Origin of the sequence: Microbispora bryophytorum (assembly GCF_043197435.1) — a bacterium.
Lineage (GTDB): Bacteria > Actinomycetota > Actinomycetes > Streptosporangiales > Streptosporangiaceae > Microbispora > Microbispora bryophytorum.
In genome coordinates this window covers 565,825-586,067 of sequence record NZ_JBICTF010000006.1, presented here as the reverse complement: position 1 = coordinate 586,067, position 20,243 = coordinate 565,825, and the positions used below count along the sequence as shown (strand labels likewise).

Genomic DNA, 20,243 nt, shown 5'->3' with positions numbered 1-20,243 from the left:
GTTCCGCTCAGATGTGGACGATCGGGCACGTGAGTGTGCGGGTGATGCCGTTCACCGCCTGGATCTGGGCCACCACGAGCTTGCCGAGCTCGTCCACGTTGCCGGCCTGCGCGCGGACGATCACGTCGTAGGGGCCGGTGACGTCCTCGGCCTGTGTCACCCCGGGGATGGAGGAGATCTCCTCGGCAACGTTGGCGGCCCTGCCGACCTCGGTCTGGATAAGGATGTAGGCCTGCACCATGACGTCCTCCGGGTAGAGATCAGTGCCGGAGCGTAACCGTACCTCGAATGCCCTGGGGGTGTGCTATCACAGTTGGAGATCTCGGTGAATTCGGAGTAATTCAGCGGATATCGGGACGTCTTCCGCGTACTGCGGCCGTACTGCTGGGTCCCGGCGACGACGCCGCGATCCTGAAGGCCCCCGACGGGCGGGTTGTCGTGAGCACGGACCTGCTGATCGAGGGGCGGCATTTCCGCCGCGACTGGTCGAGTGGCTACGACATCGGCCGTAAGGCCGCGGCGCAGAATCTTTCCGACATCGTTGCCATGGGGGCCGATCCCACCGCCCTCGTGGTCGGCCTGGGGCTGCCCGCTGACGTCGGCGCCGACTGGGTGGATGCCCTGACCGACGGCTTCCGCGACGAGTGCGACCTGGTGGGGGCGACCGTGGCGGGGGGTGACATCGCCCGTTCGGAGACCGTCGTGCTCGGTGTGACCGCGCTGGGCGATCTCGGCGGCCGGTCCCCGGTGACCCGGTCGGGCGCGCGTCCGGGCGACGTGGTGGCGGTGGCGGGCCGCCTCGGCTACGCGGCGGCCGGCCTGGCCCTGCTCGGGGCGGACGTGACCGGCGGTTCCCCGGACCTCGTGACCCTGCTGGAGGCGCACCGCCGTCCCCGGCCGCCGTACCCCTGCGGCCCGCGGGCCGCGCTGCTCGGCGCGACGGCGATGCTCGACGTCAGCGACGGCCTGCTGCAGGACCTCGGTCACGTCGCCGACGCGAGCGGCGTGGCCGTCGAACTGGACGCCGCCGCTCTGCGTGTGCCGCAGGCGCTGTCCGCGGCGGCGCGCGACCTTGGCGCGGATCCCCTGGAGTGGGTGCTGACCGGCGGGGACGATCACGCCCTGGCCGCGACGTTCCCTCCTGAGGTGCGACTGCCGCCCGAGTGGACGCGCATAGGGGTGGTCGCGGAGGGGCGCGGAGTGCGGGTCGACGGGCAGGCCCGGACCCGAGGGGGCTGGGATCACTTCCGGGCATGATGTGAATTTTGTGACATAGGCGTATTAGATCTGTTATTAAGTATGGCGGTCGGGCAACAGGAAGGACCGTCATGGGCCGTCACACGACAGGACGCAGGGCACGAGAGGGACAGCCCTCCCCGGCTCAGGACGACCCCACGCAGAGGGGCGGGAGCCCGGAGCACCTGGCCTTCCGCCCTCCGGCGACGCCGGACGACTCCCCGCAGCCCCTTCCCGGGCCCGGCCACCCCGGGCCGCGGCCGGGCGGCGGGGCCGCGCCCTGGCCGGCGCCGCCTTCGCAGATGACCGCTGGTGGTGTGGCGACTGGTAGTGGTCCCGTGACTGGTGGTCGGGCGCCCGGTGGTGGTCCGCGGACCGCCGGCGCCGTGCTGTGGCCCGTGCCGCCGTCGGAGGCGACGACCCGGATGTTCGCCGCACTTTCGCCCGAGAGCTTGGAATCCGAGAGGCTGGAGTCCGAGAGCCTCAAGCCCGGGAGCCTGGGGCACGAGAGCCCGGCATCGCCGGAGCGGCGGGCGCCGGCCGAGCGTCTGGTGGGGTCCGGGGGCGCCGGAAACCGGGGCCTTCCCGGGCAGGACCGGGACGGCCACGCGAAGCAGCCGAGACGGATGCGGCGGTTGGCGCTCGTGTCGGGACTGTCGGTGCTGCTGGCCGTGGGCGTCACGGCCGGCGGCGCCCGGCTGGTCGCCGGGCGGACCTTCCTGTCCATGGAGCAGCCGACGACGGCCTGCCCGGTCTCGGAGAACTGCGCCGACGCGGACGGGCCGTACGCAGCGTCCGGCTCAGGCCAGGCCCTCGGCGAGACGCCCGCCCCGGGCGATCCCACCGGCGACCCGACCGGAGACGCGGCCCGGAACGGCCAGGACGCCCCCGGCTCAACCGGTGCCGATCAGGGTGAAACGGGCCGGAACGACACAGGGAAGAACAGCGACACGGGGAAGAACGAGGCGGCGCAGGGCGGACCGGCGGCTCCCCAGGCCACGCCTGCCTCTACGCGCGCCCCGTCCACCGCCGACCGGTCCACCGCCGACCGGTCCACCGCCGACCGGTCCACCGCCGACCCGGGGGCGTCGGCCCACGCGGTTCCGCGGGTGGGCGATGCTCCCGCCGCCGTCACGGCCGCCCCGGAAGACACAGACGACACGGACGACACGGACGACACGGGCACCGCGTCCGACGGCGGCGCGGCTCCCGGTGAGACCACGCTGGACGACACTGACAACACCCGAGGCGGCGAGGACGGCCGCGACAGCGAGCACGCAGCCGGTACGAACCACACGACCGGCGCCGACCACACGAACCGTACGAACACGGCGCGGGCGGGATCCGCACTCGCCGGCGGCGGTCCGGCGGTGCGGGTGCGGTTCACGGTGTCGGCCCGTGACGAGAGCGGATACACGGCCCGGATCGCCGTACGCAACGAGGGTCCGGCCCTGCGCTCATGGACCATCCGGCTGGCCGCCGGCGGGCAGGTGACCGCGGTGGAGGGGGCGGACTGGCGGCAGCAGGGCGACACCCTGACCCTGAGCTCGCGGGCCGCGCTGGCCGCGGGCGGCACGCTGACGCTGATCGTCCACGCCGACGGCGCGTCGGCCGCACCGGCCGGCTGTGTGCTTTCCGAGGGGCGATGCGAGGTGACCGGCTCCGGCTCCTCCGGGCGGGGCGACTGACAGCGCCCCCTGGGTCCTGACAACGACCCCAGCGGGTCCGGGACACCGCCCCCACCGGGTCCGCGCGGCCGGGGAAGGGGTGTTCTCTGGGGAGCGGCGGGCGTTTTGGTTGGATGGGCGCATGACCACCCCACCACGTGTCCTGACCATCGCGGGCTCGGACTCCGGCGGCGGCGCCGGCATCCAGGCCGACCTGAAGACCATGCTGGCCCTCGGCGTGCACGGCATGAGCGTCATCGCGGCCGTGACGGCGCAGAACTCACTGGGCGTGCAGGGCTACTGGGAACTGCCCCCGGAGGCGGTGCGGGCACAGCTCGACTCGGTCCTCGGCGACATCGGAGCTCAGGCGATCAAGACGGGGATGCTGGCGTCGTCCGTGCTGGTGGAGACCGTCGCGGAGGTGCTCGCGGGCGTGACCGTGCCCGTCGTGGTCGACCCGGTCGGCGTGTCCAAGCACGGCGACAGCCTGCTCGCGCCGCAGGCCGTGGAGACCGTCAAGAGCGTGCTGCTGCCGGCCGCGACCGTGGTCACTCCCAACCTGTGGGAGGTCGAGCAGCTGACGGGCGTCAAGGTCGAGGACGAGGACGACCTGCCCCGCGCCGCCGAGGCCGTGCTGGCCCTCGGTCCGAAATGGGCGCTGATCAAGGGCGGTCACCTCCCCGGGGAGCCGGTCGACCTGCTCACCGACGGGGCGAGCGCGCACCGCTTCACCGCCGAGCGGCACGACAACCGGCACACCCACGGCACCGGCTGCACGCTCGCCTCGGCGATCGCGTCGTACCTAGCTCTCGGCGAGGACGTGCCCGGCGCCGTACGGCGGGCCAAGGAGTACGTCACGGGCGCGATCGCGCACGGCTTCCCCCTGGGCGCGGGCATCGGCCCGGTGGACCACGGCTGGCGGATGCGGGCGGACGCCTGAGTGGTCAGCGGAAGTCGGCCGCGTGGTCGGCGGCCCATTCCCTGAATGTTCGCGGGGGCCTTCCGACGATCTCTTCCACCGTCGAGGTGATCAGGTCGGAGCGGGGTCGCCGCGTGCTCGCCAGCAGTGCCTCGACCAGGGCGGGCGGCCTTCCGTCCGCGAGCATCCGCTCCCGAGCCGCCTCCACGGGGACCTTCTCGAAGCGCAACGGACGGCCGATCGCCTCGCCGATCAAGCGGACCTGTTCGGCCCTGCTCACCACCTGTGGTCCGGTCAGCACGTGCGTGGCGCCCACGTGCCCGTCGCCGGTCAGCACGCGTGCCGCCGCGGCCGCGATGTCTGCCTGGTGCACCACCGCTGTGGGGGCGATTCCGGTACGCATCCTCGCCGTCGCCGTCGCCGGTCACGGGAGCACGAAAGCCCGCCACCGATCCGGTGGCGGGCTCTCGTGAAAGTCAGACGGTCAGCGCGAGACCTTGCCCGCCTTGATGCAGGAGGTGCAGACGTTCATCCGCTTCGGCGTCCCGTTGACCACCGCGCGCACGGTCTGGATGTTGGGGTTCCAGCGGCGGCGGGTGCGGCGGTGCGAGTGGGAGATGTTGTTGCCGAAAATCGGCTTCTTGGCGCAGACGTCGCAGACGGAAGCCACGGTAATCGCTCCTTTGAATCAGTCGATCGGCCCGGCGCCGGATGAAGCGGCTCGTCCGAGCAATGCCGGGACAACCGGCTGGCCACACGAGGATATCCGATGTTCGCCGGTGCACGCCAAACGGGACTCCGGCGGACGGGGATAGTCTCGTACCCGCCAACGGTAGCGCATCGAGGGGCTGAAGCGCGCGGAAGGAAGGCCGGCCGATGCTCAAGGTGCTCGATCCCCCCGCGGTGCGCCGCTGGTCACGTCACTGCGCGGCGGCCCTCGGCCGGGCCAGGGCGGAGATCGACGCGCTCAACGTGTTCCCCGTGCCCGACGGGGACACCGGAACGAACCTGCACCTCACGATCCTTTCGGCCGCCGAGGCGGTGGACGCGCTGCCCGGCGACGCGGACGCGGGCGCGACGTGGGAGGCCCTGACGCGCGGGGCCCTGCTCGGCGCGCGGGGCAACTCCGGGGTGATCGTGAGCCAGGCCGTCAGGGGCCTGGGCGAGGTGCTCGGGCGCGCGCGGGGAGGCGGCGCCGACCTGCGCGACGGCCTGACGAGGGCGGCCCAGATGGCCAGGGCGGCGGTGGCGCGGCCGGTGGAGGGCACGGTGCTGAGCGTGCTGTCGGCCGCTGCGCACGCGGTGCGCGACGCGCCCGACGACCTGACCGAGGTGGCCTGCCGGGCGGCGGACGAGGCGCGGCGGGCCCTGCGCCGCACGACGGGTCAGCTCGGCGTGCTGTCCCGCAACGGCGTGGTGGACGCGGGGGCGGCCGGGCTGGTGATCGTGCTGGAGAGCCTGGCCGAGGTGGTGACCGAGGCGTACAGCGAGCGGCACGAGGTGCCCGCCCCGGCCCGGCGGATCGCGCCGGAGGAGCTCGGGCGGCGGGACGCGGGCGGCCCCGGCTACGAGGTCATGTACCTGCTGGACGCGGGCGCGCACGAGGTGGACCGGCTGAGAGGCGAGCTCGACGCGCTGGGGGACAGCCTGGTGATCGTCGGCGGGGAGGGCCTGTGGAACGTCCACGTCCACGTGGACGACGCGGGCGCGGCGATCGAGGCCGGGCTGCGGGCCGGGCGCCCGCATCGGATCAGGGTGACCTACCTCGGGGGACGGCCGCACGAGCCGGGCCCGGCGAGGGGCGTCGTCGCGGTCGCCGCGGGAGACGGCCTGGCGGCGCTGTTCCGGGAGGCGGGAGCGGTGGTCGTGCGGCGCGAGCCGGGCTCGGCGCCGGCGGCGGCCGCCCTCCTGCGGGCCGTACGCGAGGCCGGGACCGAGGTCGCGGTACTCCCCAACGACGCGGCGGTGCACGACGTCGCCGTGGCCGCCGCGGAGATCGCCAGGGAGGAGGGTGTGACGGTCAGCGTCCTGCCCACCCGGGCGTCGGTGCAGGGCCTGGCCGCGCTGGCCGTGCACGACCCGCTGCGCCGCTTCGACGACGACATCGTGGCCATGACCGACGCCGCCGGGCACACCCGCCACGGGCACGTGTGGGTGGCCGATCGCGAGGCGATGACCAGCGCCGGGATCTGCCGCCCCGGTGACGTGCTCGGGGTGGTGGACGGCGAGGTCGCGCTGATCGGCGCGGACCTGGCCGCCACCGCGGTGGAGGTCGTCCGGCGCCTGGTCTCCGGCGGCAGCGAGATGGTCACGATCGTCACCGGAGCCGGCGCGCCCGAGGCGCTCCTGCGGGCGGTACGCGATCACCTGGAGCGCGTCCGCCCGGACCTGGAGATCGTCGTGTACGAGGGCGGGCAGGGCGGTTATCCCCTTCTGATCGGCGTCGAGTAGCCGGATTGTCGGCCTGTACGGGTAGGAATTGGTGTCGTGACGAGCTTCGACGAGCCGCTCAAGAAGGCGGTCGGCAGGTCGGCCGCCCCGCTGGAGAGCGCGCTGGGCATCAGTACGGTCGGTGAACTGCTGCGCCACTATCCGCGGCGGTACGCGCAGCGGGGGGAGCTGACGCCCATCGCGTCCCTGGAGCATGACGAGCACGTCACCGTGGTCGCCAAGGTGTCGTCCGCGGTGCGCAGGCCGATGAAGAACCGGCAGGGCACCTGGCTCGACATCGAGGTGACCGACGGCAAGGAGAAGCTGCACCTGGCCTTCTTCGGCAAGGGCGCCTACGTCGCCGAGCAGCGGCTCACCCCGGGCACCGAGGCGATGTTCTCCGGCAAGGTCGGCGTGTTCGTCGGCGGGAGGACCAGGCGCGTCTCGCTCACCCATCCCGAGTACGAGTCGTTCGACGAGACCGAGGAGACGGCCGAGGAGTTCGCCTCCGCGCTGGTGCCGATCTACCCCTCCGCCCAGGGGCTGCCGAGCTGGAAGATCCGGCGGGCCGTGCGCACGGTGCTCGACGTGCTCAGCCTGGACGATCCGGTGCCCGCCGAGATACGGGAGCGGCTGGGGCTGCTGCCGATCGAGGAGGCGCTGCGGCGCGTCCACCGGCCCCGAAGCCAGGCGGACGTCGCCCGGTCGCACGACCGGCTGAAGTTCGACGAGGCGTTCGTCCTGCAGGCCGTCCTGGTGCGGCGGCGCATGGCCGCGTCCGCCTGGCTCGCCAGGGCCCGCCCGGGGTGCGACGACGGGCTGCTGCGCGAGTTCGACAAGCGGCTGCCGTTCCAGCTCACCGAGGGGCAGCGGCAGGTCGGCGAGGAGATCGCCGCCGACCTGGCCCGGGAGCACCCCATGCACCGGCTCCTGCAGGGAGAGGTCGGCGCGGGCAAGACCGTGGTCGCGCTGCGCGCGATGCTCCAGGTGGTGGACTCCGGCGGCCAGGCCGTGCTGCTCGCCCCCACCGAGGTCCTCGCCCAGCAGCACCACCGGTCGATCGTGAACATGCTGGGGGATCTGGCGACCGGCGGGATGTTCGGCGGCACCGCGGTCGCGCTGCTCACCGGCTCGATGGGGGCCGCGGCGCGGCGCGCCGCGCTGCTCGACGCGGCCGGCGGCGCGGCCGGCATCGTGATCGGCACCCACGCCGTGCTCCAGGAGCACGTCCAGTTCGCCGACCTCGGGCTGGTCGTGGTGGACGAGCAGCACAGGTTCGGCGTCGAGCAGCGCGACGCCCTCCGCGAGAAGGGCGGCGGCGGGCGCCCCCACGTGCTGGTCATGACGGCGACGCCGATCCCGCGCACGGTGGCCATGACCGTGTTCGGCGACCTGGAGGTCTCCACGCTGTCCCAGCTCCCCTCGGGCCGGGCCCCGATCACCACGCACGTGGTGCCCGCCGCGGACAAGCCCCACTTCCTCGACCGGGCCTGGCAGCGGGTCCGTGAGGAGGTCGGCCTGGGCCGCCAGGCGTACGTGGTGTGCCCGCGCATCGGCGATCAGGAGGGCGACGAGGGCGACCTGGCGAAGGACGACGACGAGCGCAGGCCGCCCCTGGCGGTGCTCGACGTCGCGCGCATGCTCGGGGAGGGGCCGCTGGCCGGCCTGCGGATTCAGGTGCTGCACGGCAAGCTCGCGCCGGAGGACAAGGACGCGGCGATGCGGGCCTTCGCCCGGGGCGAGATCGACGTTCTGGTCGCGACCACGGTCATCGAGGTCGGCGTCGACGTCCCCAACTCGTCGGTGATGGTCATCATGGACGCCGACCGCTTCGGCGTCTCCCAGCTCCACCAGTTGCGCGGGAGGGTGGGCCGGGGCGGCCTGCCCGGGCTGTGCCTGCTCGTGAGCGAGGCTCCGGAGGGCGCCCAGGCGCGCCGCAGGCTCGACGCGGTGGCCACGACGCTCGACGGGTTCGAGCTGTCCCGCGTGGACCTGGAGCAGCGCAGGGAGGGCGATGTGCTCGGCGCCGCCCAGTCGGGGCGCAGGTCCTCGCTCAAGCTGCTGCAGCTTCTGCGCGACGAGGACGTGATCGAAAGCGCCCGGGCCGAGGCCACCGCCCTGCTGTCCGCCGACTCCGAGTTGTCGGCCCACCCGGCCCTGCGTGCCGAGATCGACACCATGGTCGCCGGTGAACGCGCCGAGTTCCTCGAGAAGGCGTGACCGCCGGTGCCGCCGGTGTGCGGGCGGAAATTGAAACGGGCGCCGTGTGAACACGACGCCCGTTGACGACCCAGGGCCCAGCCTTGGGACGGCCTCCCCCCGAATGCCGCCCCTGGCTGGGCCCACCCTCGGGTCAGGTGCCGAGGGCGCCGACGTGCGGAAGGGCTCACGACCACGCCGGCCGGCCTCCCCTGGGTCACCGTGAAGGCCGCAGAACTCATGATGCGCATGTGACGGACCCCGCGATACGGCTCTTACTCATTCGTCGCCGCCGCTTGCCCACTCTTGACCTCGTGCCCCTCCGGGATCCTTCGCCCGCCGTCCCGGGAGGGCCGTCCCGGGAGGGCCGTCCCGGGCGGGCCGTCGCGGGCGGGCCGTCGCGGGCGGGACAATGAAGACGTGACGCGGGTGATCGCAGGGACGGCGGGGGGACGACGGCTGGCTGTCCCGCCGGGGAGATCGACCAGGCCGACGAGCGACCGCACCCGGGAGGGCCTGTTCGCCACCGTCGGCTCCGCGCTCGGCCCGCTGGACGGGATCCGGGTCCTCGACCTGTACGCCGGGTCGGGCGCCGTCGGACTCGAGGCGCTGAGCAGGGGGGCCGCCCACGCGCTGCTGGTCGAGTCGGACGCCAGGGCCGCACGCACGATCAGGGAGAACATCACGTCGCTCGGGCTGCCGGGGGCGTCCCTGCGGGCCGAGAAGGCCGAGCGGGTGGTGGGCCGGCCGTGCGAGGAGCCGTACGACTTCGTCTTCGCCGATCCGCCCTACGCCGTCTCCGACGAGGCGGTCTCCCGGCTGCTGGAGGCGCTGCGCGACAACGGCTGGCTCGCGGAGGGCGCGCTCGTGGCCGTCGAGCGGGAGTCGAGGGGTAAGGACCTGGTGTGGCCCGCGGGCTTCACGGAAGACAGGGTCCGTCGATACGGTGAAGCCGCCGTTTGGTACGGTCACGCAGCCGGGAACCCGTGAATCTATGGGGGTGCGCCTTGCGTCGTGTCGTCTGCCCGGGGTCGTTCGATCCCGTGACCAACGGACATCTGGACATCATCGGCCGGACGTCACGGCTGTATGACGAGGTCGTCGTGGCCGTGCTCATCAACGTCGAGAAGCGCAGCCTCTTCACCGTCGACGAGCGCATCGAGATGCTCCAGGCGGTCACGAAGGAGTACGGCAACGTCCGCGTGGAGAAGTTCCACGGTCTGCTGGTCGACTTCTGCCGGCAGCAGGGCATCCCGTCCATCGTGAAGGGCCTGCGCGCGGTCAGCGACTTCGACTACGAGCTGCAGATGGCCCAGCTCAACTACCGGATGTCGGGCGTGGAGACACTGTTCATGTCCACCAACCCCGAGTACTCCTTCCTGTCGTCCAGCAGGCTCAAGGAGATCGCACGGTACGGCGGGGACGTGTCGGGGCTGGTCCCCGACCTCGTCCACCAGTTGCTGGTGGAGCGGCTCAGGGGCTGAACGAGGGCTGGTATTCTTGCCTTTCAGCCTTGCACGACGGCGGTGATTCGCCATGCCTAACGAGAGCAGGATGAGTCTGCACACCCTCGATCCCCGAGCCCCATGGGTGATCTCCACCCACGACCTGGGACGTCGACCGGGATCGATGCGCACGCTCAGCCCGGTCCTCCCGGCACCGGCGGACCTCGCGGTCGGAATGATCGGCGTTCCCAAGGACGCCGACGTCGAGCTGGACATCCGGCTCGAGGCGGTGATGGAGGGCGTGCTCGTCACGGGCACGGCGCGCACTCCCCTGACGGGGGAGTGCTCGCGCTGCCTGGACCCGTTGACCTCGGAGATCGAGGTCGGCTTCCAGGAGCTCTACTTCTACTCGGCGGAGGACGCCGGAGAGGACGATCTGCTCCTCGACGGCGAACTGCTCGATCTCGAGCCGGTATTCCGTGACGCGGTGGTGCTCGCACTGCCGCTGAGCCCGGTGTGCGGTGATGACTGCCCCGGTCTGTGTGCGGAGTGCGGGATCAGGCTGGCGGAGGCCGGCCCTGACCATCGGCACGAAGCGATCGACGCCCGCTGGGCGGCGCTGCAGGGTTTGGTTGTGGAACAGGAAGACGATCAGGAGGGTTGACGTGGCCGTCCCCAAGCGGAAGATGTCGCGGAGCAACACCCGCGCCCGCAGGTCCCAGTGGAAGGCGGCGGCGGTCGCACTCGTGAGCTGCCCGCAGTGCCGCTCGCCCAAGCGCCCGCACGTTGCGTGCCCGACCTGCGGCACCTACAACCGCCGTCAGGTCGTCGAGCCGTCGGCCTGATCGCGCGTAAGGGAACGTCGGTACGCCGGCCGGATCGTCAGAACGAGCCGGTCGGCGTTACCGTGCTTCAAGGGAACGTGCGATGGCGGTTGGACGGTACGCACGGACATGCGCGCCCGCGGCCGTGGTGGACGCCGGAGCCATCGGCTCCCGGCGGACCGGCGTCCACCACGCCTTCGGGCCCTCGGCCGGTCCACCTGCCTCCCGTGCACGGCCCTGCCTGCACCTAGGAGTTGGGAGGATTTTCATGGCCGCGCCGTCTGTAAAGCCCGTGCCCGTCGAGGTCGCGAGAGACGAGCTGTTCCAGAGTCTGGATGTCCGGCTCAGCACCGGCATCCTCGAACGGGCGCTGACGCACCGCTCGTACGCGTACGAGAACGGTGGTCTGCCGACGAACGAGCGCCTGGAGTTCCTGGGCGACTCGGTGCTGGGTCTCGTGGTGACGGACACGCTGTTCCGCAACCACCCGGACCTGCCGGAGGGCCAGCTCGCCAAGCTGCGCGCCGCCGTGGTCAACATGCGCGCGCTCGCGGACGTCGCCAGGACGCTCGACCTCGGCAAATACCTGCGGCTGGGCCGCGGCGAGGAGGGCACGGGCGGACGGGACAAGTCGTCCATCCTGGCCGACACGCTGGAGGCCCTGATCGGCACGGTGTATGTCGACAAGGGCCTGGACGAGGCGTTCCGCGTCGTTCACCTGTTGTTCGACCCGCTCATCACGCGGTCGGCGTCGCTGGGCGCCGGGCTCGACTGGAAGACGTCCCTGCAGGAGCTCACCGCCGCCGAGATGCTCGGCGTGCCGGAGTATCACGTGGACGAGAGCGGGCCCGACCACGCCAAGTCGTTCTCCGCGGTCGTGCGCGTGGGCGGCAAGGAGTACGGCAAGGGCTCCGGGCGCAGCAAGAAGGAGGCCGAGCAGCAGGCGGCCGAGGCGGCCTGGACCGCGATCCGCGCGCTGCGCGACGCCCGCGAGGGCGCCGGCCCCGTACGCGCCTGAGCCCGGAAGGCGGCACATGCCCGAACTGCCCGAGGTCGAGGTCGTCCGCAGGGGCCTGCAGAGCTGGGTCGCCGGCCGGACAGTGGCCGCGGCCGAGGTCCTGCACCCCCGGGCGGTCCGCCGCAACGTCGGCGAGCTGCCCGACCAGATCAAGGGCCGCACGCCGGCGTCGGCCGAGCGGCGCGGCAAATACCTGTGGCTGCCCCTGCGGGACGGCGGCCGCGGCGAGGAGGAGCCCGGTGAGGCGCTGATCGCCCACCTCGGCATGAGCGGCCAGCTTCTCGTCGTGGACCCGCTGTCGCCCATCGAGAAGCACCTGCGCGTGCGCGTGGGCTTCACCGACGGCGGCCCGGAGTTACGCTTCGTCGACCAGCGCACCTTCGGGCACCTCCTGGTGGCGCCCATGGTCGCGGGGCGGGGGCGGGCGGTGCCCGAGCCGATCGCGCACATCGCCGCCGACCCGCTGGAGGACGCCTTCGACGACGCGGAGTTCGCCGTGCGGCTGCGGCTGCGCCGTACGGGGATCAAGCGGGCGCTGCTCGACCAGTCGCTGATCAGCGGGGTGGGCAACATCTACGCGGACGAGGCGTTGTGGCGCGCGCGCCTGCACTGGGCGCGCCCGACGGAGACGCTGACCCGGCCGAAGATCACCGAACTGCTGGCGGCGGTCCGCGCGGTGATGACGGAGGCGCTGGGACAGGGCGGCACGTCCTTCGACAGCCTCTACGTGAACGTCAACGGCGAGAGCGGCTACTTCGACCGCTCGCTCGCGGTGTACGGCAGGCGGGACGAGCCCTGCCGCCGCTGCGGGACGCCCGTCCGGCGGGAGGCGTTCATGAACAGGTCCTCCTACAGCTGCCCGAAGTGCCAGCCCCGCCCGAGCGACGCCCGGCCCTAGCTTCTCAACGCCTTCCCGCCGATCCCCGCCCCGTCGTCGTGTCGTCCCGTCGTCGTGTCGATCCGTCGTGTCGTCCCGTCGCCGTCGCCCGGAGCGGCATCAGGCACCCCCCGCTGCGGTGGCCGGAGTCGATCTGGATACTTGTAGGCGTGGTTCGGTTGACGGCATGGGTCCGGGGACGGGTGCAGGGTGTGGGGTTCCGCTGGTGGACCCGTGCCCGCGCACTGGAGCTCGGGCTCGTCGGGTGGGCCTCGAACCTGGCCGACGGGAGGGTCGAGGTCGTCGCCGAGGGCCCGAGGGAGTCGTGCGAGCGGCTCCTGTCGTTGTTACGCACCGGAGACACGCCCGGCCGCGTTGAGGGGGTGGTCGAGCGCTGGAGCGATGCGAAGAGAAGTATCGCCGGGTTTGTCGAGAGGTAGGGCTTCCCTCAAACCCCTTAAATCCGGTATATTTACCTAGCGAGAGTGCCCACCGGCACGCCTGTGCGGAGCGTTCGACTTGACCGTCTCCATTGCCGGTGCGACTCTTGAGAGGAACCACGCGCACCCCTCCCGCGGCATGAAGTGCGCGAACCAGTCTGGTCACTCAGCGTGGAGGACCCTTTACTATGGCGAAGGCTCTACTCGGCCACGTCGGCGGTCCTGATCCTCGGATGATCTCGGAAATGCGCCGTCTCCAGCAGCGCATCCGCGACCTCGAGGCAGAACTCAACCGGCTCCAGGCCCAGAACGACGCGCTCGAAGCGCAAACTCGTGACGAGGCCCTGGTCCGGCTGCAGGATCGCGAGCCGGCTCTCACCTGAGGTCCGGCAGGAAACGGGAAAAAGGATTGTAGGGACGCCCCGCAAAGGCGTCCCTTGCCATTTCCGCCGTCGTTCCCCGGCAATTGATTCGCCGGCTGATCGATCATAAACAACCGGGTCGCGGGCGAGACGGGCGAACTGCCCGGCTTGCCTTACCCACATTCCTCACCCAGGCGGACCGCCGGTGCCTATCCCCCCGTAACCGGCCCTCGGGAGCTGTAGTCTTTCCCACCAGCGCCAGGCGGCACCGAGGGGGGCGGACGTGTACCTGAAGACGCTTACCTTACGCGGCTTCAAGTCCTTCGCCTCGGCTACCACCCTCCGCTTCGAGCCGGGCATCACCGCCGTGGTGGGCCCCAACGGCTCCGGCAAGTCCAATGTCGTGGACGCCCTCGCGTGGGTGATGGGCGAGCACAGCGCCAAGTCGCTGCGCGGCGGCAAAATGGAGGATGTGATCTTCGCGGGCACCTCCAGCCGCCCGCCCCTCGGCCGCGCCGAGGTCACCTTGACGATCGACAACACCGACGGCGCGCTCCCGATCGACTACACCGAGGTGACGATCAGCCGGCTGATGTTCCGGTCCGGCCAGAGCGAGTACGCCATCAACGGCGACACCTGCCGCCTGCTCGACATCCAGGAGCTGCTGTCCGACTCCGGCATCGGCCGGGAGATGCACGTGATCGTCGGTCAGGGCCAGCTCGACCAGGTGCTGCACGCGGGGCCGGAGGAGCGCAGGGCGTTCATCGAGGAGGCCGCGGGCGTACTCAAGCACCGCAAGCGCAAGGAGAAGGCCCTGCGCAAGCTCGACGCGATGCAGGCCAATCTGAACCGCGTCCAGGACCTCGTGGCCGAGCTGCGCCGCCAGCTCAAACCGTTGGGCCGGCAGGCCGAGATCGCCCGCAAGGCGGCCGTCATCCAGGCCGATCTGCGTGACGCGCGGCTGCGGCTGCTCGCCGACGACGTGATCACGCTCCGCGACACGCTGCAGCGGGAGGAGGCCGACGAGGCGGCCGTGCAGGCGCGGCGCACCCGGGTGGAGGCGGAGCTGGCCGAAGGCCAGCGGCGGGAGGCCGAGCTGGAGGCGGCCGAGAACGAGGCCCAGCCGCGGCTGCAGGCCGCGCAGGAGACCTTCTACCGCCTTTCCGCCCTGCGGGAGCGGCTGCGCGGCGTGGAGAGCCTCGCGGCCGAACGGCGCCGGCACGCCGCGGACGCCGCGTCCATCGAGCGGCGCGGGCGCGACCCGGAGGAGCTGGAGCGCGAGGCCGCCGAGGTGCGGGAGCAGGAGGAGGCGCTGGCGGAGGAGCTGGACGAGGCGCGCGAGCGGCTCGCGGCCGCCGTCGAGGTCCGCGCGGAGGCCGAGGAGGCGCTGGCCGCCGAGGAGCGGCACCTGACCGCCGCCGCCCGCGCCGCCGCCGACCGCCGCGAGGCCCTCGCCCGCCTCCGCGGCCAGGTCGAGTCGGCCAGGAGCCGGGCCAGGGCCGCCGGAGACGAGATCGGCAGGCTCGCCAAGGCCGTCGAGGACGCCACCCGGCGCGCGGAGCAGGCTCAGGACGAGCTCGACGCGCAGGAGCTCGACGAGTCGCCCGCCGACCCCGAGCTCGCGGCCGAGCTGGAGGCCGCGCAGGAGGGTGTGGACCTCGCCCGCGCCGCGGTGGAGGAGGCCAGGGCCGTGGCCGAGCAGGCCGAGGCCGTCGTGGAGCGGGCACGGGCCGGTCTGGCCGCGCCCAGGGACGCGCTCGCCGCCGCCAAGGCCGCCGTGAGCACGGCCCGGGCGGCCGACCAGGAGTCGCAGCGCACGGTCGCCGCGCTCCAGGCGCGGTGCGAGGCCCTGGAGATGAGCCTGGCCGGGGGAGCGGACGGGGCAGCCGCGCTGCTCGGCGCCGGTCTGCCCGGCGTGCTCGGCCCGATCGCCACGCTGCTCGCCGTACGCCCGGGGGCGGAGGCGGCCGTCGCGGCCGTGCTGGCCGTGGACGGGGTGGCCGTCGCCTCGCTCACCGCCGCCGTTGCCGCCGTCGAGCACCTGCGCGAGGCCGACGCCGGCCGCGCCGCCCTGCTGGTCGCGGCCGACCGGCAGAGCGGTGGGCAAGGCGGTGGACAGAGCGGCGGACAGAGCGGCGGTGGACAAGGTGGCGCTGCGCGGCCGGAGGCACCGGTCGCGGGCGCGGAGTGGGCCGCCGACCTGGTGACCGTGCCGGACGAGCTGCGCCCCTCCGTGGAGGCGCTGCTGTCCGGCGTGGTCGTGGTGCCCGACCTGCTCACCGCGCGCAAGGTCGTGGACGCCTATCCGGAGCTGCGGGCCGTCACGACGTCCGGCGACCTGCTCGCCGTCCACGCCGCGCACGGCGGTTCGGGCGGCGGCTCCTCGCTGCTGCAGATGCGTACGGCCCTGGACGAGGCCGCCGCCGATCTCGCCACCGCCAGGGCCGGTGCCGAACGGCACGCGGAGGCGCTGGCCGAGACCGTGACCGCCGAGCGGGAGTTCCAGCTCGCGCTGGAGGCGGCGCAGGGGCGGGTCACGGAGGCGCAGACCGGCGTGAGCGTCGCCCAGAGCGGCGTCAACGCCGCGCAGAACGGGCTGAACGCGGCGCAGGCCGGTCTCGACCGCCTGCGCGGCAGGCAGCGGGAGGCCGACCAGCGGGCCGCGGCGGCGGCCAAGCAGCTCGCCCGGCTGGAGGCCGCCGTCAAGGCCGCCCAGGACGAGGCGGCCCGGCTGAGCCGGTCCGTGGTGGACGCCCAGGAGGCGCGCGAGCAGGCCCAGGCAGCGGTCGTGGAGCTGGAGGAGCAGCTAGCCGAGGCGGAGTACGCCGCCGAGCTGGAGGCGGAGCCGACAACCGACACCCGCGACGAGTTGGCCGCCGCGTGCGGCGTCACCCGGCAGGCCGAGATGGAGGCCCGGCTGACCGTCCGTACGGCAGAGGAGCGGGTGCGGGGCATCGCGGGCCGCGCCGACGCCCTGCTGCGCGCGGCCCAGCGCGAGCGGCAGGACCGGGCCCAGGCCGCGGCCGACCGGGAACGCCGCCGCAGGCAGGCGGAGATCGCCGCCGCGGTGGCCGACGGCGCGCGTGCCGCCCTGAGCGCCCTGGAGGGCTCGCTCGCGCGGGCCGCCGAGGAGCGCGACGAGGCCGAGCGGGCGCGGGGGCAGATCGACGCCGAGCTCAAGCAGGTGCGCCTGCGCGTGCGTGAGCTCAGCTCCGAGCTGGACGGCCTGGTCAACCGGGTCCACGGCAGTGAGATGGCCAGGACCGAGCGGCGGCTGCGCCTGGAGCAGATGGAGCAGCGTGCCCTGGAGGAGTACGGCATCGAGCTCGAACCGCTGATCGCCGAATACGGGCCGGGCGTGCCGGTGCCGGGCGACCCGCCGGTGCCGTACGTGCGGGAGGAGCAGGAGAAGCGGGCCAGGACCGGCGAGCGGCAGATGACCCAGCTCGGCAAGGTCAACCCGCTGGCGCTGGAGGAGTTCGCCGCCCTTGAGGAGCGGCACGCCTTCCTCACCTCGCAGCTCGAAGACCTGAAGAAGACCCGGCGCGACCTGCTGCTCGTGGTCAAGGAGGTCGACGATCGGGTCGAGCAGGTCTTCGCGGCGGCGTACGAGGACGTGGCGCGCGAGTTCGGGCAGATCTTCCAGCGGGTCTTCCCCGGCGGGGAGGGCCGCCTGCTGCTGACCGACCCCGAGGACATGCTGACGACCGGCGTCGAGGTCGAGGCCAGGCCGCCCGGCAAGAAGGTCAAGCGCCTGTCGCTGCTGTCCGGCGGCGAGCGGTCGCTGACGGCGGTCGCGTTCCTCGTCTCGATCTTCAAGGCCCGCCCGTCGCCGTTCTACGTGATGGACGAGGTGGAGGCGGCGCTCGACGACACCAACACCCAGCGGCTGCTCACGTTGTTCGAGGAGCTGAGACAGACCTCACAGCTCATCGTGATCACGCACCAGAAGCGCACGATGGAGATCGCCGACGCGCTGTACGGCGTGTCGATGCGCGGCGACGGTGTCACCCAGGTCGTCAGCCAGCGCCTCCGCGAGAAGGTCTAGGAAGTTCGCCCCTGGCTGGAGTAATGCGGGCCATCTGGGAAACTGCATGGTGTGGACGGTTACCTCGGCATCATCGTGATCGTGGCCCTCGTCGCCATATTGGCGGTGGGTGGCCTGTGGCTGTTGTTCCGGCCGAAGGCGAAGGACCTGCCGCCCGCCCCGCCGGCCCCGCCCGAGCCGAAGGCTCCCGTCGCGGAGGAGCCCGCGAAGACGGGACTGGGCGAACAGGACGGCGGCACGACGACCACACTGCCGCCGCCCGCCCCTCCGCTCGAAGAGCTGATCAAGGCTCCCGAGATCGAGGTCCCGCCGCCCTCGGCCGGCCGGATGGTGCGGCTGCGCGGCAGGCTCGCCCGTTCGCAGAACGTCCTCGGCCGGGGCCTGCTCGAACTGCTGTCGCGCGACCGGCTCGACGACGAGGTCTGGGACGAGATCGAGGAGACTCTGATCACGGCCGACGTCGGCGTGGCGCCCACCCGTGCGATGGTGGAGGAACTGCGGACGAAGGTGAAGGTGCTCGGCGCCCGCACCCCCGTTGAGGTGCGCAAGCTGCTGCGTGAGGAACTGCTCGCGCAGATCGCGCCGGACCTCGACCGGACCCTGCACACCCGGCCGCACGGGGAGCGGCCGGCCGTCGTCCTCGTCGTCGGCGTCAACGGCACCGGCAAGACCACGACCTCGGGCAAGCTCGCCCGGGTCCTGGTCGGCGACGGCGGGAAGGTCGTGCTCGGAGCCGCCGACACCTTCCGCGCGGCGGCCACCGACCAGCTCCAGACGTGGGGGGACCGCGTCGGCGCGGGCGTGGTGCGCGGCCCGGAGGGCGGCGACCCGGCGTCCGTGGCGTTCGACGCCGTGGCCAAGGGCATCGAGGACAAGGCGGACACCGTCATCATCGACACCGCGGGGCGGCTGCACACCAAGACCGGCCTCATGGACGAGCTGGGCAAGGTCAAGCGGGTCATCGAGAAGAAGGCGGCGGTGGACGAGGTGCTCCTCGTCCTCGACGCGACCACCGGGCAGAACGGCATGCGCCAGGCGCAGGTCTTCGCCGAGGTGGTCAACGTCACCGGCATCGCGCTGACCAAGCTGGACGGCACGGCCAAGGGCGGCATCGTGATCTCGGTCCAGCGTGAGCTGGGCGTGCCCGTGAAGCTGGTGGGTCTCGGCGAGGGGCCGGACGACCTCGCGCCGTTCGACCCCGACGTCTTCGTCGACGCCCTGCTCGGCGACTGACCAACCCACCCCCGCCTCCCATCGTGATCATGTAGTTTGTTGCACCATCGAGCCGTGAGCAGCCCGTACAACCACCGTGATCTTGCAGTTTGTTGCACGGGCCTGCTCCGACCTGCCTGTTCTCCTGCAGTGATCTTGCGCTTGCGGCGCTTCTGGCTATCCTGGCCTGCGGATAAGCAGTCTCTGATCATGCAGCGGGTGCAACGATGCCGTACTCGTCAGTCGCGTCTTGCAAGATCATGGATTGGTATCGTGCAAGGTCAGGGCATGGCGGGGCATTCAATTGCAAGATCATCATCACTCGCGGCCCAGTTCGACAGGCGTCTGCGTGACAAACTGCAAGATCACGAAGCGATGATCTGCAGGTCGCACGAGGTACGTGTGACAAACTGCAAGATCACGGCGAGCGGAGGAAGGTGCGGAGCTCTTCGAGGTGGGGGGCGATGTCGATGCCCCGCTCCGACAACCAGCGCGGGTCGCCGTAGGTGCCGCGGTAGCGCTCGGCGCCGTCGCAGATCAGCGTGACCACGCTGCCGCGCTCGCCCCGCTCCCGCATCTCCCGGATGATCTGCACCGAGGCCGCGACGTTGGTGCCGGTCGAGCCGCCGACCTCCCCGCGGGTGACCTCCCTGACCCAGTGCATGGCCGCGATCGACAGGGCGTCCGGCACCTGGGTCATCCGGTCGATGACCGTCGGCAGGAACGACGGCTCGACCCGCGGCCGGCCGATGCCCTCGATCCGCGATCCGGCGCCGCCGTGCTCCTCGCCCGAGATCCAGGACGGATAGAACGCCGAGCCCTCGGGATCGGCCACGCACAGCCGGGTCTGGTGGCGGCGGTAGCGGATGTAGCGGCCGATCGTCGCCGAGGTGCCGCCGGTGCCCGCGCCGACCACGATCCACGCGGGCTCCGGGTGCCGTTCGAGCGCCATCTGCTGGTAGATGCTCTCGGCGATGTTGTTGTTGCCCCGCCAGTCCGTCGCCCGTTCGGCATAGGTGAACTGGTCCATGTAGTGACCGCCGGTCTCGGTGGCGAGCCGGTGCGACTCGTCGTAGATCGCTCTGGGGTCGTCCACCAGGTGGCACTTGCCGCCGTAGAACTCGATGATCTCCCGCTTCTCCGGCGAGGTGCTCGCCGGGATCACCGCGATGAACGGCAGGCCGAGCAGCCGGGCGAAGTACGCCTCACTCACGGCGGTGGACCCGCTGGACGCCTCGATGATCGTGGTGGTGGGCCCGATCCAGCCGTTGGCCAGGCCGTACAGGAAGAGGGACCGGGCGAGACGGTGCTTGAGTGAACCGGTCGGGTGCACCGACTCGTCCTTCAGATAGAGGTCGACACCCCAGTGGGAGGGGAGCGGGAACACATGCAGGTGAGTGTCACAGCTTCGGTTGGCGTCGGCCTCGACGGCCTGGATGGCGTCGGCCACCCAGGCCCTCGTGACCGGATCATGCCGATCCAGGTGGTTCATGCCGCCACTCTGGCATGCTCCGCGGCATGAGCACCAAAGAGGCGGCGCCTGCGCGGCTTCCCGCCTTCGCGGGC

General features: G+C 72.2%; 19 protein-coding genes. 15 read left to right on the top strand and 4 right to left on the bottom strand.

Annotated elements, in window-relative coordinates; translation table 11 throughout:
• Window positions 1–7: 7 nt before the first annotated feature.
• Complete coding sequence (locus ACGFIB_RS23490) at window positions 8–241, bottom strand: Lrp/AsnC family transcriptional regulator (RefSeq protein WP_142572000.1); 234 nt, start codon at window positions 239–241, stop codon at window positions 8–10.
• Between the two features lie 47 nt (window positions 242–288).
• Here ACGFIB_RS23490 and ACGFIB_RS23485 point away from each other — a divergent pair, with 47 nt between their 5' ends.
• The 3 genes from ACGFIB_RS23485 (at window position 289) to thiD (ending at window position 3,843) form a co-directional block, all read left to right on the top strand.
• Complete coding sequence (locus ACGFIB_RS23485) at window positions 289–1,257, top strand: thiamine-phosphate kinase (protein WP_393374900.1); 969 nt, start codon at window positions 289–291, stop codon at window positions 1,255–1,257.
• Between the two features lie 317 nt (window positions 1,258–1,574).
• Window positions 1,575–2,924 carry a hypothetical protein gene (locus tag ACGFIB_RS23480; protein WP_393374897.1) on the top strand — a complete coding sequence of 450 codons (1,350 nt, stop codon included), beginning with the start codon at window positions 1,575–1,577 and terminating at the stop codon, window positions 2,922–2,924.
• A gap of 121 nt (window positions 2,925–3,045) precedes the next feature.
• Window positions 3,046–3,843, top strand: a complete 798-nt coding sequence (thiD, locus tag ACGFIB_RS23475) for a bifunctional hydroxymethylpyrimidine kinase/phosphomethylpyrimidine kinase (protein WP_142571997.1) — start codon at window positions 3,046–3,048, stop codon at window positions 3,841–3,843.
• Window positions 3,844–3,847: 4 nt separating this feature from the next.
• Here thiD and ACGFIB_RS23470 read toward each other — a convergent pair whose 3' ends face one another.
• Both ACGFIB_RS23470 and rpmB read right to left on the bottom strand, forming a co-directional pair.
• A complete protein-coding gene (locus tag ACGFIB_RS23470; protein ID WP_393374895.1) occupies window positions 3,848–4,225 on the bottom strand; it encodes a Rossmann-fold NAD(P)-binding domain-containing protein in 378 nt (125 codons plus the stop codon).
• Between the two features lie 81 nt (window positions 4,226–4,306).
• Window positions 4,307–4,492: a 50S ribosomal protein L28 gene (gene rpmB, locus ACGFIB_RS23465; protein ID WP_079312702.1), complete on the bottom strand. Its 186-nt coding sequence runs from the start codon at window positions 4,490–4,492 to the stop codon at window positions 4,307–4,309.
• 206 nt (window positions 4,493–4,698) lie between these two features.
• Between rpmB and ACGFIB_RS23460 the strand changes: the two genes are divergently transcribed.
• The 12 genes from ACGFIB_RS23460 (at window position 4,699) to ftsY (ending at window position 18,698) form a co-directional block, all read left to right on the top strand.
• Window positions 4,699–6,273, top strand: coding sequence for a DAK2 domain-containing protein (locus ACGFIB_RS23460; protein ID WP_357246188.1), 1,575 nt, complete (start codon window positions 4,699–4,701; stop codon window positions 6,271–6,273).
• Window positions 6,274–6,309: 36 nt separating this feature from the next.
• Window positions 6,310–8,472 (top strand): ATP-dependent DNA helicase RecG, encoded by a 2,163-nt coding sequence (recG, locus tag ACGFIB_RS23455; protein WP_142571995.1) that lies wholly within the window; start codon window positions 6,310–6,312, stop codon window positions 8,470–8,472.
• A gap of 399 nt (window positions 8,473–8,871) precedes the next feature.
• Window positions 8,872–9,441 carry a 16S rRNA (guanine(966)-N(2))-methyltransferase RsmD gene (gene rsmD, locus ACGFIB_RS23450; protein WP_142571994.1) on the top strand — a complete coding sequence of 190 codons (570 nt, stop codon included), beginning with the start codon at window positions 8,872–8,874 and terminating at the stop codon, window positions 9,439–9,441.
• 17 nt (window positions 9,442–9,458) lie between these two features.
• A complete protein-coding gene (gene coaD, locus ACGFIB_RS23445) occupies window positions 9,459–9,935 on the top strand; it encodes a pantetheine-phosphate adenylyltransferase (protein WP_142571993.1) in 477 nt (158 codons plus the stop codon).
• 70 nt (window positions 9,936–10,005) lie between these two features.
• A complete protein-coding gene (locus tag ACGFIB_RS23440) occupies window positions 10,006–10,560 on the top strand; it encodes a YceD family protein (protein ID WP_142571992.1) in 555 nt (184 codons plus the stop codon).
• 1 nt (window position 10,561) lies between these two features.
• Window positions 10,562–10,741: a 50S ribosomal protein L32 gene (gene rpmF, locus ACGFIB_RS23435; RefSeq protein WP_030506036.1), complete on the top strand. Its 180-nt coding sequence runs from the start codon at window positions 10,562–10,564 to the stop codon at window positions 10,739–10,741.
• Window positions 10,742–10,988: 247 nt separating this feature from the next.
• Window positions 10,989–11,738: a ribonuclease III gene (gene rnc / locus ACGFIB_RS23430; protein WP_142571991.1), complete on the top strand. Its 750-nt coding sequence runs from the start codon at window positions 10,989–10,991 to the stop codon at window positions 11,736–11,738.
• 16 nt (window positions 11,739–11,754) lie between these two features.
• Window positions 11,755–12,636 carry a bifunctional DNA-formamidopyrimidine glycosylase/DNA-(apurinic or apyrimidinic site) lyase gene (gene mutM / locus ACGFIB_RS23425; RefSeq protein WP_357260767.1) on the top strand — a complete coding sequence of 294 codons (882 nt, stop codon included), beginning with the start codon at window positions 11,755–11,757 and terminating at the stop codon, window positions 12,634–12,636.
• Between the two features lie 149 nt (window positions 12,637–12,785).
• Window positions 12,786–13,055 (top strand): acylphosphatase, encoded by a 270-nt coding sequence (locus tag ACGFIB_RS23420; protein WP_189105019.1) that lies wholly within the window; start codon window positions 12,786–12,788, stop codon window positions 13,053–13,055.
• A 188-nt stretch (window positions 13,056–13,243) separates the two neighbouring features.
• On the top strand, window positions 13,244–13,438 hold the full coding sequence (locus ACGFIB_RS23415; protein ID WP_142571989.1) for a hypothetical protein: 195 nt from the start codon (window positions 13,244–13,246) through the stop codon (window positions 13,436–13,438).
• A 262-nt stretch (window positions 13,439–13,700) separates the two neighbouring features.
• Window positions 13,701–17,465, top strand: coding sequence for a chromosome segregation SMC family protein (locus ACGFIB_RS23410; protein ID WP_393374890.1), 3,765 nt, complete (start codon window positions 13,701–13,703; stop codon window positions 17,463–17,465).
• A gap of 51 nt (window positions 17,466–17,516) precedes the next feature.
• Complete coding sequence (gene ftsY / locus ACGFIB_RS23405; RefSeq protein ID WP_142571987.1) at window positions 17,517–18,698, top strand: signal recognition particle-docking protein FtsY; 1,182 nt, start codon at window positions 17,517–17,519, stop codon at window positions 18,696–18,698.
• A 397-nt stretch (window positions 18,699–19,095) separates the two neighbouring features.
• Here the strand turns inward: ftsY and ACGFIB_RS23400 are convergent, their stop codons facing one another.
• Entirely contained in the window at window positions 19,096–20,169 is a 1,074-nt protein-coding gene (locus ACGFIB_RS23400) for a PLP-dependent cysteine synthase family protein (RefSeq protein ID WP_357246174.1), read from the bottom strand.
• Window positions 20,170–20,243 lie beyond the last annotated feature (74 nt).